General features: G+C 43.9%; 11 protein-coding genes. 3 read left to right on the top strand and 8 right to left on the bottom strand.

The genetic code is table 11. The features are described from left to right. Positions 1-240 precede the first annotated feature (240 nt). On the bottom strand, positions 241-3,408 hold the full coding sequence (locus tag AB6E54_RS13210) for a chitinase C-terminal domain-containing protein (RefSeq protein ID WP_017072213.1): 3,168 nt from the start codon (positions 3,406-3,408) through the stop codon (positions 241-243). Positions 3,409-3,884: 476 nt separating this feature from the next. Between AB6E54_RS13210 and AB6E54_RS13205 the strand changes: the two genes are divergently transcribed. Beyond that, on the top strand, positions 3,885-5,471 hold the full coding sequence (locus tag AB6E54_RS13205) for a BCCT family transporter (RefSeq protein ID WP_017072212.1): 1,587 nt from the start codon (positions 3,885-3,887) through the stop codon (positions 5,469-5,471). A 128-nt stretch (positions 5,472-5,599) separates the two neighbouring features. On the opposite strand, the gene AB6E54_RS13200 is transcribed toward AB6E54_RS13205, so the two are convergent. Next, the gene (locus AB6E54_RS13200; RefSeq protein WP_017062654.1) at positions 5,600-5,962 is read right to left on the bottom strand and encodes a RidA family protein; all 363 of its coding nucleotides are present in this window, start codon (positions 5,960-5,962) and stop codon (positions 5,600-5,602) included. A 281-nt stretch (positions 5,963-6,243) separates the two neighbouring features. On the opposite strand from AB6E54_RS13200, the gene AB6E54_RS13195 reads away from it, so the two are divergent. Further along, positions 6,244-6,690 carry a DUF417 family protein gene (locus AB6E54_RS13195; RefSeq protein WP_017108085.1) on the top strand — a complete coding sequence of 149 codons (447 nt, stop codon included), beginning with the start codon at positions 6,244-6,246 and terminating at the stop codon, positions 6,688-6,690. A gap of 116 nt (positions 6,691-6,806) precedes the next feature. Here the strand turns inward: AB6E54_RS13195 and AB6E54_RS13190 are convergent, their stop codons facing one another. From AB6E54_RS13190 to AB6E54_RS13165, 6 genes are all read right to left on the bottom strand, one after another. Next, entirely contained in the window at positions 6,807-7,325 is a 519-nt protein-coding gene (locus tag AB6E54_RS13190; protein WP_102428561.1) for a GNAT family N-acetyltransferase, read from the bottom strand. 69 nt (positions 7,326-7,394) lie between these two features. Further along, positions 7,395-7,859 carry an acyltransferase gene (locus AB6E54_RS13185; RefSeq protein WP_017062657.1) on the bottom strand — a complete coding sequence of 155 codons (465 nt, stop codon included), beginning with the start codon at positions 7,857-7,859 and terminating at the stop codon, positions 7,395-7,397. Positions 7,860-7,977: 118 nt separating this feature from the next. After that, complete coding sequence (locus AB6E54_RS13180) at positions 7,978-8,127, bottom strand: hypothetical protein (RefSeq protein ID WP_017062658.1); 150 nt, start codon at positions 8,125-8,127, stop codon at positions 7,978-7,980. Between the two features lie 94 nt (positions 8,128-8,221). Then, positions 8,222-8,578 (bottom strand): hypothetical protein, encoded by a 357-nt coding sequence (locus tag AB6E54_RS13175; protein ID WP_372106090.1) that lies wholly within the window; start codon positions 8,576-8,578, stop codon positions 8,222-8,224. 212 nt (positions 8,579-8,790) lie between these two features. Next, positions 8,791-10,038: a RidA family protein gene (locus tag AB6E54_RS13170; protein ID WP_017064467.1), complete on the bottom strand. Its 1,248-nt coding sequence runs from the start codon at positions 10,036-10,038 to the stop codon at positions 8,791-8,793. Between the two features lie 569 nt (positions 10,039-10,607). Further along, entirely contained in the window at positions 10,608-11,492 is an 885-nt protein-coding gene (locus tag AB6E54_RS13165; protein WP_017062661.1) for an AraC family transcriptional regulator, read from the bottom strand. Positions 11,493-11,685: 193 nt separating this feature from the next. Here AB6E54_RS13165 and AB6E54_RS13160 point away from each other — a divergent pair, with 193 nt between their 5' ends. Beyond that, entirely contained in the window at positions 11,686-12,834 is a 1,149-nt protein-coding gene (locus AB6E54_RS13160) for an iron-containing alcohol dehydrogenase (protein WP_371725284.1), read from the top strand. Positions 12,835-13,037: the final 203 nt, after the last annotated feature.

Genomic DNA, 13,037 nt, shown 5'->3' with positions numbered 1-13,037 from the left:
GACTGTTTTATATCATGTTTTTATTTTTTACTGAACGAGTGTCGATATTTTTAAGGGTTTCTATACGTAATCTGTGACTTATAACAAAAACGCCGAACTGGATTCAGTTCGGCTTTTTGATTTTACGTCTAGATTGATTACTTAATTGATACTAATTCCTGATAAATAGACTTAAAAGCATTTGTGTTTATTACCTATTACTACACTCTATTGTCTATAAATAGTTTGCTTAGCATTAAATTAAGAACAAACTTGAGTCCAGCTACCATCGCTACCCGGTTCAGAACTTGTCCACCAGTTTGCTTGGTAAACACTACCGTTGTGAACCACTTGGTCTCCTGTGTTTGCATGGCTTGGGTTACCTGCCCAATCTTTCTGAGGTAAGTCTGGGTAAACCGCTAAACCTGCCGTATCACATGTACCTGGATTGGTGCCACCATCGCCAGGGTTACCGCCACCTGAACTGATATCACCTAATGGTAGATCTGGCTGCTCGAAGCTAAACGCGTAATCAACGCCACCGACATTCACCGCGTAGTTAGCAGGGCCAGAAATTGGCAAGTAATACACCATGTCTAACTCATACACACCGCCAGCAGGAAGCTCTTCCCATGTCGGCAACGTAAACGCCACTCGGTGCATGGTTCCATCTAGTCCACCGATGTTATCCGCGCGAGTATGACCTGAAGCAATCACGGTCAAACCACCACCCGATTGATCTTTCGCGTTATCAGGTGCAGATACTGGGATATCGAATTGGAACTCAGTTCCACCCGGAAGAGCTTGCCCTGTGTTGTTCGTGAACGTGATCTTAGGGTTGATTGGGTAGTTTTGGTCACCGACTTTGAAGCCACCAACCGATACCGCGATATCTAGCGCTTCTGTTGGAATAGCACCCGTCGCTACTTTGTTTCCATATGGTGTTGCAGACTTAAACTTATCGTAGATAGCTTTCGTCATGGTGTTACCCATGTGGAACTCACCGTTACCGCTGTTACACGCTTGCTCAGTCGTATCGATAGAGCTTCGGTTGCCATTCGCATCGAGAACATAACAGTTATAATCCCCTGCTAGTTCCCAGAACATAATGCCGCCGATCTCTTTGTCGATAACGTAGTCCGCTTTCACGTCGATAGACTGTTTATCTTCTGTTGAAAGGAATACGCCCTTCTCTGCGTTCCACAACCAAGGGGCAACCGCCACACTGTCGTAGTTTCTCGTGTAAGTGCCCGTTAGAACATCTGAAGGATCATTCACAGGATCAAGCTTGTAAGCTTCAGCGTAAGAGCCCCAAATACCCTTCTCTAGGTTCTTCGCGTGCCACATAGGGTTAGAACCCGCGCCCATTTCGTTACCTTTTGGATCGGTATCGTGCCACATGTTGTCGATACCAATAGCGCCATGGCCACAGTTGTTTTTCTCGCCTTCACCCGTACCCGCTGAACATTCAGATTGGTTTGGCAGTGCTGCTCGGCCCCAAAGACCATTCTCACCACCCGTTACGCCTTGCCAACCACGAGTGTAGTAAGGCACACCGATGTTAATACGGCCTGCTGGCATAGAACCACGGAAGTAATGGTAAGCCCAATCCGTGTTCAGATAACCAATACCACCGTAAGCCGCCGTGTCGTATACGTTCCACTGCGCTAGCTCTGAATCTTTACCCGTATCAAACAAGGCTGCGTTATGACCTACGTGATCGTTCCACGCACCGTGAAGGTCGTAAGACATGATGTTTACGTAATCGAGGTACTTGGTTACATCGAATGTTTCCATACCGCGTAATAGGTAACCAGAAGAAGGCGCTGCGATCGTTAACATGTAGTGATTGCCATCTTGCGCAGACGCCGCATCGAGCTTCTCACGTAGCACTTTCATCAACACTTGGTACGACGCCCACAGGTATTGACGACGCGGCTCCATGAAGTCTTTGTCGTATGGGTTACCTGCGCCAGCCATAGAAGTTGGGTATTCGTAATCGATATCTAGACCATCGAACTGGTACTTACGCAGCATTTCGACCGCTGAAGTCGCGAATGTTTCGATACCTTGATGGTTGATAGAACCATCAGCATTGGTCGTCATGGTGTAGAAACCACCATCAGCCACGCGGCTGCCATCAGTCGCGAAGTGACCACCTGTTTCAGCCCAACCACCGATTGAGATTAACGTTTTCACGCCGTGTTTTTTCTTCGCTGTCGCTAATGCACCGAAGTGACCTTTGAAGCCTAATGCCGGATCAACTTCCACACCCGGCCACTCTTTACCAACCGCTGCGTTATTTGGATCGTTTACATCACCGACGTTTACTTTGCCATCTGAACCGATGCTCACGAAAGCGTAGTTAATGTGTGTGAGTTGTTCCCAAGGAATATCATTTACTAGGTAAGCTGCTTGTGGGTCATCCCCTGCACGCCAACTTGTGAAGTAACCAATGACACGACGGGGATGGTCTGCGCCCATTTTCTCACGGCCTTCATCATCGTAAATTGTACAGTAAGGAACATCGACACCTTGAGTTTGATATAAGCCATCAGGGCGACATGTGCTCACTGTTGGAGCGCCGTTCACGGTCAAAGATGCCAACGCAGAATCTGCAGTCGCACCTTGGTCGTCTGTTGCTTTCGCGTAAACCGCTAAAGAACCCGCTTGAGTTGTTGTGTAATCTAACGTGTAAGGGCTCGTTGCAGCAGTGCCCACAAGAGCACCCGCTACGTAGAAATCAACCTTATCAACCGTGCCATCGCTATCTGCTGCCGTTGCTGTCAGTGTGACTACACCACCAACATCAACAGATGTCACTGAAAGTGCAACTGAAACTGTCGGTGCTTCATTCCCTGGTTGTGCTGAATCAACAGAAACAGAAACCGCACTTGCAACACTTGCTGCGCCTTCATTATCCGTTGCAACAACAGAAACCTGATGATTACCCGACGTTGCAGCCCAAGTCGCTTCGAAAGGTGCCGCTGTGACTACCGCAACAGATGCGCCATCAACAAAGAACTCAACCGAAGCCACACTGCCATCAGAATCTAGTGCTGTTGCACTCAATACAACATTATCGCCTTCAGTAATCACGTCAGAAGCAGAGGGTGCCGTTAATGAAGCCGTTGGTACTTCATTTGGCGTACCGCCACCTCCGCCACCACTACACACATCAATCTTTTTCCATTGTGCATAGTCACCCTCAAATTGGCTCGGGTTGTTATTTTGATTCCAGTAATTCGCTGAGTACGCGCTGCCGTCATGTGAAACCTGATCACCACCGGTGTACACCGTGGCGGAATCCCACGCTTCTAACGTTGAACAATCCACAGCCGCGTAGCTGTTGAACGCCATTAAGCATGACGCGGTGAGAGTACTGAGTGTAAAAACTTTCTTGGCCACTCTTCCTTGGTTTAGGTGCATGTTAGCTGTCCCTTAAGTTATTGTTTCAAGATGCTTAATTTAAGTGTCATATTTCTCATCACTTAAATCTCTTCGCAAAACAACTGTAGGTAACAGTGCCAATTTAACACCTAAAATATTCGATATTTATAAAATGACTCGCATTAATTTGTTTATAGCATGCAATGAGTCGACACTTATTTTGCACGAACAACTAATATTAAATTTATTTCGGTACGCTAAAAAATATCGCCTAATTCGTATCCTTAATTACAAAACTCTATTCATATCTGCTTTATTTGTTCGTTCTGAAATTTCGTTTTAAAACTAACCAAAAGGGATTGATTTCGCCGTAGAACTGATTTCTTTTCTAAATTTGCCCACTTTTTCTTAACAATTGTGGTAGTATCGCGGATTTTTTTGACGAACCTCACATTTCCAATGCAAGTGTGGGAGAAATACATAGGCTCGAAAGAGCCAAATATAGCGAAGAAATAATGTCCAACTTGACGCAAGTCGCCAACGAAAACATCAACGCAGAATCTACTTCTATCGATTTCAATAAAGCTCAATCTTTGGGTGAAAAACTGGAACTCGGAAACCCAGTCTTTTGGCTTAGTGGCAGTTTTTTAACCCTCTTTGTCATCCTAGCCTTCACCAACACCTCCGTGTTGTCCGAACTTGTAAACATCGGCTTTAGTTATTCAACTAAGTGGTTCGGTGCTTTCTGGCAAGTCCTACTACTTCTCAACTTCATTATCGGTTTAGTGCTTGCACTAGGTCGCACCGGCCACGTTCGCTTAGGAACGCTTGCCCTACCTGAAATGACCACCTTTAAATGGATGTCTATCGTCCTATGTACGCTGCTAGCCGGCGGTGGTGTGTTCTGGGCAGCCGCAGAGCCTATCGCTCACTTTGTTTCAGCTCCGCCACTGTATGGCAACGCAGATCCTCAAGCGATGGCGTTCAATGCTCTATCACAATCTTTCATGCACTGGGGTTTCCTTGCATGGGCAATCTTAGGTGGTTTGTCTTCCATCGTGTTAATGCACTTGCATTACGACAAAGGCCTTCCTCTTAAGCCTCGCACTCTGCTTTACCCAGTACTTGGCGACAAAGCGATTAACAGTTGGGTTGGTAACGTTGTCGACGCATGCAGCATCGTGGCTGTAGCCGCAGGTACTATCGGCCCTATCGGCTTCCTTGGCCTACAAATCAGCTACGCACTGAGCGAACTGTTTGGCATTTCAGACAGCTTTGCAACTCAAAGTGTTGTTATTATCTTTGCTATCGCAATGTACACGCTTTCTGCTTTGAGCGGCGTGAACAAAGGTATCCAACTGGTAAGCCGTTACAACATCATCTTGTCTGTGTGTCTAATCGGCTACATCCTTCTTGTTGGCCCAACGAGCTTCATCGTTGATGGCTACCTGCAAGGTATGGGCGAAATGGTTGATAACTTCATCCCAATGGCGCTATACCGCCAAGATACAGCATGGCTAGGTGGCTGGACTGTGTTCTTCTGGGGTTGGTTCTTAGGTTATGGCCCAATGATGGCGATCTTCATTGCTCGTATCTCACGTGGCCGTACTATTCGCCAAATGATCGTTTCTATTAGCATCGTTGCACCGCTTGTAACGTGTTTCTGGTTCAGCATCGTTGGTGGTAGTGGTCTAGCGTTTGAATTAGAGAACCCAGGTGTGATTTCTAGTGCGTTCGAAGGCTTCAACCTTCCGGCGGTTCTTCTAGCAATTACCGCGCAACTGCCGTTCCCAACTCTGATTGCAATTCTGTTCCTGATCCTGACGACCACGTTCATCGTGACAACAGGTGACTCAATGACTTACACCATCAGTGTGGTAATGACGGGTACGACAGAGCCAAACGCAGCGGTACGTACTTTCTGGGGTATCATCATGGGTGCGGTAGCGATCGCACTTATCTCAATGGGTTCAGGCGGCATCTCCGCTCTACAGTCGTTCATTGTAATCACAGCGGTTCCGGTATCGTTTATCTTGCTCCCGTGTCTATGGCACGCGCCGAAGATCGCGAAGCAGATGGCAAGAGATCAAGGTATCGCTTAATACCTGACCCGATTTAGTTTCGGGTAGCGTAGAACACTAAAAAGCCACTCAAGTGATTCACCTGAGTGGCTTTGTTTTATCTGTTCGTTACTTCTATCTACGAAGCTTATTTCAATCGATAGTTCGGCTTATTGAAACTTTTCACCCGCAGCAACCATAAACGACATCTCAACCAGTAGCTCAGGATTAGCAAGTTCTGCTTTCACGCATGCACGGCTTGGCGCGCAGCCTTCAGGGAACCACGCTTCCCAAACTTCATTGAGTGCATCAAAGTTAGCGAAATCCGTGAGATAAATAGTCACTGACAATACGCGAGATTTGTCGCTGTCTACCAAACTCATCATTTCTTCGGCTTGTTCGAAGATTTGCTGAACCTGACTCTTAATTCCTGCTGTTGTATCCGTCTCTGCCACTTCCACAAAGCTTGCAATACCGTTAAAAACAGTTACATCAGACCAACGTTTGGTCGGGTTAATTCTATGAATTTTCACTGGTTATACTCTTCTTATAATTAGGGTGAACATCAGCGTAATCTAATCCAAATCATGAATATTGAAAACAAAAATTAGAAAGCTCGCGTTACCTTTTGAACAGCACTATCGCCTACCCATTGCTTTGGTTCTCAACATCACTAGCCTTTGAGTTCCTATCGAGACAATAAGTCGCTACCTATTAAGTTTTTAGATAAATATATTAATTATTATTCTCAATGCGAAATTTAATCTGAGCTATTGCGGTCATATTCAGGGAGTTTATTAAATTGAGTACTTTTATGCATGTTCAAACCTATGATTTAAAACAGAGTAATGTGGGATATAACCTAGGCGTGATTGGCGTAGCGTTGGTGTTAGCTTGGATTGGTATTTACAAGTTTACGCCAACCGAAGCAATGCTTATCGAGCCTTTAATCGCAAACCATCCTGCAATGAACTGGCTTTACAATCTGTTCTCAGTCCAAGCTGTGTCTAACATGGTGGGTGGCGCGGAGATCATTGTCGCGATTGGACTGATCGTTGGATTTAAGAAACCGACAGTTGCCTTCTACTCAGGCATTGCTGCAGCGGCTATCTTTGTTGTGACACTCAGCTTCCTGATTACAACGCCAAACGCTTGGAAAGTATCGGATGGCATCTTAGTCACTAACTTCTTCCTAGTGAAAGACATCCTGTTTTTGGCAATCGCAATTAGCGTAATCGAACGCAATAAACCTCAGAAGTAACTGTATAACTAGAAGTGGCCATAACCCTAGAAGTAACCTTAAACCTTGAAAATAAAGGCTCGAAGCTGGCTAGAAGGACGCTGCCAGCTTCTAATGTATAAGGCACTGATAGTCACCTAGTCAGCTAAAACCTTACGATAATAATGAGCATCTTGATGTTCTCCTTTAAACACCGCGTAGCTCTCAACATACTCGACCAATTCAAAACCGGTATTGGATAAGATTTTGTTGGAACCGATATTGTCCACTAACGCATAGGCATCAACATATTTAAGGTTGGTCTGTTCCTCCAAATAGAGTAGAAACTGCTTTACTGCGTTAGACGCAATGCCTTTTGAAGCAAAGGAACGACCTACTCGATACCCTAGCTCTCCACTATGGGCGATCTGGTCGATATCGCGGATGTTGATTCTTCCACAGACAGTGCCATTGGCATCTTTGATCAACATAGGAATCATCTCACCATTCTCGTATTCAGTTAGAAAGCTGGTGATTTGCTCGGTCACACCTGCATTTGAATAGAAGCTATCACCCCTAACTGGAATAAATTGCTCAAACCACTCTCGATTTTCGACCTCAAAATCCAAAAGCGCACTCGCGTCATTCGGTTGAAGTAAGTGTAAAAATACATCCATGACAAATACTCTAATGTTTCCCTAAAAAGCCGCACCTTATGATTCATGAACCACGGCTTATTAATACGGTTACGGTAAACCTCTCAATTTCTTGGCTGGGTTACCTGCGTAGATACCTTTTTCGGTGATGTCTTTCGTTACCACACTGCCCGCGCCGATTACTGCACCTTCGCAAATGCTGACAGACAGAACCGTAGCGTTAGAACCGATCGTGACGTTGTCAGCTATCAAGGTACGCCCCCAACTTTCAGGATTAGGATCTGGCTTGCCCTCTTTGAATAAGTCGTTGGCAAACATGACTCCGTGACCAACAAAGCAGTCACTTCCAATGGTCACATACTCACAGATAAAGGTGTGAGATTGAATCTTGCTTCTCGCACCTATCACGGTGTTCTTTTGAATCTCAACAAAGGGGCCAACGAACACATCATCTTTAAGCTCACAGCCATAAACGTTACTTGGCTCGATGATAGTGACATTCTCGCCACAGGTAATATCAGTAATCTGTGACTTTAATACTCTTGGACTTGCCATACTTCACTTCCTCTCGACATTAGCGTCACAATTCAACCTAAGAGATTGTGCCGTAAGCATTAAAGTGCAGCAAATAGATATGTTGAGAGTTGGCAATGGATCAGAAATTCTGCATAAATTAAAACAGTCCCACCAGCACAACTGACAACAGCACCCCACCGATAAAACTTGGGGCGTGGAATGGCTGAGCTTTAGATCTAACGTACTCTTTTTGAAGGTCTTCTTGGTAAGTTTTAACGGCGAGTTCTTTTACGTAGTTATTTTGCATAATAAGCTCCTTCTTAATCAGTAAGAGAAGCTTAAGACTTGAAGTTAGGTTGAGGTAAAGCAAAAAATCAGATTAATTGAACACTTTATTTTTGTTACTCGAGGATTACCCTGAACACATCGTTATTCACGCCGCCAACATCTACTAACTCTCCCGGTTTCATTAGAAGCGAGGTGTTAAGCTGTCGTGTTGAACGTGGCTCTTTTGTTTCTCGAATCACTAACATATCGACAAAATAGCCAGAGTCTTTCTTTGATATTGAGCCCGAAAACGTAACGCTTTCAACCCTATCGGCAAGGACTGAATTGAATGTTTTATCCTCTAAAACACCTGCGGCGATGGATGTATCACCATAAAATAGCGTGATGGTTGTTGGGTCGGCTACCAACTCTTGATTGGACGAACACCCTATTAGGGTAAGGCATAGCAGTAAAATGGCTCGAAATTGCATAAACTGGTTTTCTTTATTACGTTAAGCGTCTGTTTTTCATATTAAAACACTTCAACCTTATAAATACCATGTTTACGGGATAAGCTTAGGTGTGTCGCTTCGATGGACTTGAGTAATGAAGTGACGGATCAGATCTCGGCCTGTTGAGTTTGCTCCCTATTTGGAAGCTAAACCGAGATCTGATCGATATTATCGAGAAGGGTTCAATTGATTTATGCAACAACGTCTTGTGGAGGTGTCCCTTCACAGTTAGAAACGACAGCATCAATTTGTACTAAAGCATTCATTGGGATTTCTGAAACCCCGACTACCGTTCTTGCAGGCAACTCAGCATTAAAGAATGTGGTGTAGACTTCGTTTACCACATCAATATCTGAAATATCCTTAAGTTGAATATTAATTTTCACCGTATCGTCCATGCTATGGTCAACGCTTTCAATTATCGCCTTAATATTGTTTAAACATTGTTCCGCTTGTTCTTTTACCCCGCCAGCAACGATTTCATTTGTTTTCGGATCTAAAGGTAATTGGGCTGAAATATGATTGTAGTGAGAGAAAGCAACAGTATGCGAATAAGGCATGAATGGTGCAGAAACAGTATTATTGGTTTCAATAACCAGTAAGCGAGTGTCTTCTGGTAATTGCGGCGGTGTACCGTCGCCATGTGAAATGGATGTATCAATTTGAATTAAAGCACCCATTGGTAATTCAGCTGCGTTAACAACAGTACGAGCAGGAACGTAGCTTGGGAAGAATTTAGCACATACTTCATTTACCACTTCCGCATCTGCGATATTTTTTAGGTAGATAGTCGTTTTAACCACATCATTCATGACATGACCGATACTTTCTAGAATAGCTTTGATGTTTGATAGACATTGCGCTGTTTGCGCTTTGATACCACCATCAACCAACTCACCTGTGGCTACATCTATAGGCAACTGAGCTGAAAGATTGTTGTAGTGAGAAAAGGCTGCAGTCTGCGTAGACACAGCACTTTGAGGTGCGTTATCCGTATTTCTTGAGACCTTAATTAGCGCGCAAGGAGCTTGTGGTTTAGTGCCTTCACCGTTAGAAATGAGAGCATCCATTTGAACCAGCGCATCGCTGCTTGGCAGTGCAGTGACACCCACGACAGTGCGTGTTGGAAGGCTGTTGTGGAAGAAGTTTTTGTAAACTTCATCAATAGCATCGATATCAGAAATATTCTTAACGAAAACATTAATCTTCACGACATCATCCATAACATGGTCGATGCTTTCAACAATCGCTTTAATATTATTCAAACATTGTGCTGCTTGATCTTTAATATCACCGATGACTATTTCACCCGTTTTAGGGTCAATCGGAAGTTGAGCAGAAAAGTTATTATAATGAGAAAAAGCGACCGTTTGTGTAGATACAGAATTAATTGGTGCGTTTTCAGTGTTTCTTGAAATTTTAATGATATCGCTACTCATCGGTATTATCCTTTTAATAAAATAGGTATACGTATTTATATTTAACAATCGTATTTGGAAGAATGATTAAAGTAGCGCCATGTTAAGTGAATTATTTTAGGGTAAACGTGATACCCGTCAGACTCTAAGGTGACTATAAATCAGCAAGTTACAGAATAATTAGTCATCACACGACTAAATATCCGTCACATTTGGCTTTATCAACTGCTAAATTCTCTTTAATTTTTAAACTATTCAATAATCCTGAATACTCTCTCAAGTAGTGTGATAAGTAATTTACGAAATTTAGATGCAGTTTGATAGGTTGTTCACACTAAAACTTCGTTAATAGCTAAGTTAGTGAGTTTCTCCCCTATACCTGTGCATAAACTCTTAGGCTATTTAATTAATTATTTTCGAGAGCTTATTTTATATAAGTACGTTAATAATATATTCGAGAATCAAATACCTACAATCTGACAATGCCTATGATTAGATACATTTACTCATATAATTCAACAAATATGAGCAATCGTCACCATAGCTTTTGGCATTATAGCTCTCAACACATAGTTTCGTTGAAAGAAGAACTAAACCGCTCTTGGAGTAGTATTGAAGTGGCGCTTAAATTCGCGGCTAAATTGAGATGGGCTGGAGTAACCGACTCGACGTGCAGCATCACTAATACGAAGGCCTTCTAGTTGAATCAGCTCTTTCGCTTTGTTGAGCCTAACCTTCTTCAAATATTGCAGTGGTGATTCAAAAGTGACATTACGGAATGCATAGTGGAAGGCAGACACGCTCATGTTGGCTTCGTCAGCCAGCGATTGAACAGTGATGGTTTGGTCGTATTCTTCATGCACTTTAGACAGCGCTTTAGCGACACGTGCGTAATGGCCATCATGATGAGCTAAATCAAACAGCACACGCCCTTCTGAACCGGTTAATGCGCGGTAGACAATCTCTGTCACCATCGCATCGCCCAATATATTGGCTTCAATGTCGCAATGCAGCGTTTTCACCAACCGGGTAAAGCTCTCTAGCATTTGCTCTTCCATCGGCGTCGATTCTAAGCCACTCGAGTTCTGTTTATGCTTGTTGCAGTAGCTCTCTAGAAAGCCTTGGTCTTCGAGCTTTTTGACTAAGCTATGCAAACGTTGAGAATCAATGCTTATCGACAAACCAAGCAATGGTTCGCCATTAACAGGCAAGGCTTCGCACTCTAACGGCATTGGCACACCCACCACAAGATAATCACCTGCAGCGTAAGTCACTGGCCTTTCACCAATGTAGATGTTCTTTTTGCCCTGTCCGAGCATGATAATGCCAGACTGGTAAGTAAATGGCTGACGCTGATTCCCGCCACTGCTTCGATACAACCACACACCGCTAATTTCAGTTTCTCTGATCCCTTCAAGGTCATCCCAACCTTTGTGTTCAACATAAGACTGTAATAACTGAGCGAGTGTTTTCATAAGTGGCGACTTTCCATTCCAAGTGCTAAGAGTAAGTAAGCTAAAGCAGAGAAAGAATATCAATTTTGTAGAAATAGGCAATTTATTTGGAGGATCAGCTCTTCATCACCCTAGATTACTGTACTAATATGCAAATATAGAAATTGAGCAATCAAATAAAATAACAAATTGAGCTTTACACAAGGAATCTCTAATGCAATTCACTTACGTTAACCCTACAGTTATCCACTTCGGCCAAGGCCAAATCAACGCTATCAGCCAAGCGGTTGATACTTCGAAGAAAGTACTAGTCATCTACGGTGGCGGTTCAATCAAAAGCAACGGTGTTTACGACCAAGTTGTCGCTTCTCTCAAGGATCACGCTTGGATCGAGTTCGCTGGTGTTGAAGCTAACCCAACGAAAGAGACGCTAGATAAAGCCGTCGCTCTTGTTAAAGAAGAAAACGTAGAATTCATTATCGCCGTTGGCGGTGGTTCAGTAATCGACGGTTCTAAATACGTTGCTGCAGCGGCTAAATACGACGGCGACGGTTGGGATATCCTAGCGGGCAAACACCAAGTTACTGAAGCAACTCCTATTGGTGCGGTACTGACACTTCCTGCGACAGGTTCTGAATCTAACATGGGTGCTGTAATCACTCGTAAAGAGACTCAAGAGAAACTGGCGTTCATGAACCCTGCAGTACAACCTAAGTTCGCGGTTATGGATCCAGATGTAATGAAGTCTCTACCTGAACGCCAACTGATCAACGGCTTAGTTGATGCGTGGGTTCACGTATGTGAGCAATACATCACAATGCCAACAGACGCGATGGTTCAAGACGGTTACGCAGAAACACTGCTTAAGAACCTACTTGTACTGGGTAAGCAATACGACGAGCGTGACAACGACGCTTGGCGTGCAAACCTAATGTGGACTGCAAACCAAGCGCTTAACGGCCTGATTGGTACTGGCGTTCCTCAAGATTGGGCAACTCACATGATTGGCCACGAATTCACAGCACTATGGCACGTAGACCACGCACGTTCGCTTGCGATTGTTCAACCTTCACTACTTCGTAACCAAATCGAAGCAAAACGTGGCAAGCTAGAGCAAATGGGTCGTAACGTATTTGGCCTAGAAGCGGGTGCTGATTTAGCAGAACGCACAATCGCTGCAATCGAAGCGTTCTACCACAGCCTAGACGTAGCAACCATGTTTGACGGCTACGAAACAAACAAAGCAACGGCGATTGACAATGTTGTCGCTCAACTTGAATCACACGGCTACCTACAACTTGGTGAGAATCAAGCAATCACGCCAGAGAAAACACGTGAGATTCTAGAGTCTGCGATTCACTAAGAATCGGGAAAATAGAGAGAAAGTAAAGATAGTGGTCATACAACGATGAATTTTCACATCTGACTGAACCCATTACTTTTTTCTTTCGTACAACAGAAGCAGCGTTCATTTTGAGCGCTGCTTTTTAATTTGCCCTACAAGATGCTATTAAATTCTCATAAGTCCCTAATTTTATGTGCAATCATATTTCTATATTGTTAAGG

Origin of the sequence: Vibrio sp. 10N.247.311.49 (genome assembly GCF_041467655.1) — a bacterium.
In the GTDB taxonomy this organism is placed as follows: domain Bacteria; phylum Pseudomonadota; class Gammaproteobacteria; order Enterobacterales; family Vibrionaceae; genus Vibrio; species Vibrio crassostreae_C.
The sequence above is the reverse complement of the archived record's forward strand: the minus strand, read 5'-3'. Positions and strand labels throughout refer to the sequence as shown.